Origin of the sequence: Virgibacillus sp. M23 (assembly GCF_034190895.1) — a bacterium.
Lineage (GTDB): Bacteria > Bacillota > Bacilli > Bacillales > Amphibacillaceae > Virgibacillus > Virgibacillus salarius.
This window is the reverse complement of the sequence record NZ_JAWDHA010000220.1, coordinates 1-485: the sequence shown is the minus strand read 5'-3', so window position 1 is coordinate 485 and position 485 is coordinate 1. Positions and strand designations below refer to the sequence as shown.

The window sequence follows — 485 nt, the reverse complement described above, 5'->3', positions numbered from 1 at the left end:
GAGTTAACTGAATATGTTGATCTTGGTCATTGACCTAAATTTATTTACTGAGGTGTTTTGTTGTGTATAATTATCAATTTCAAAAATTCTATCAAAATTGGGACGACGCAATGTATCCTGTATCGTTTGACTACAGAAATGATTACTTAAACTTTAATCCTTACGTAGAAAGTATTGAAAGTAATGAGCGTGTGACATTTCCTTTACGGGGCTCACAGCATACAGAATTAGGTGATCATAGACGAATGGCAACCAATATCATTATATCCTCAAGTGGAAGATTAGATGCAACCACTAAAACATGGACTAGTAAAAAATGGAAAGGGTTCACCGGCACAGTAGTTGTTTTCTTAACTGATTCAAGGGGGAACATTCTGTATGCAACAGCTCCACGTAGGTATGGTGTAAATGGTACAGCGTTGGGAGGACATAATAGAACTGACACATGGTATGAAATGATTCCTAGAAGTGTTTTAAATAAAACA

The 485-nt window shown here is 35.9% G+C and carries 1 pseudogene; it reads left to right on the top strand.

Annotation, left to right across the window (positions count from 1 at the left end):
- Window positions 1-62: 62 nt before the first annotated feature.
- A pseudogene (locus RVS70_RS22185) lies at window positions 63-485 on the top strand (hypothetical protein); the annotation flags it as partial.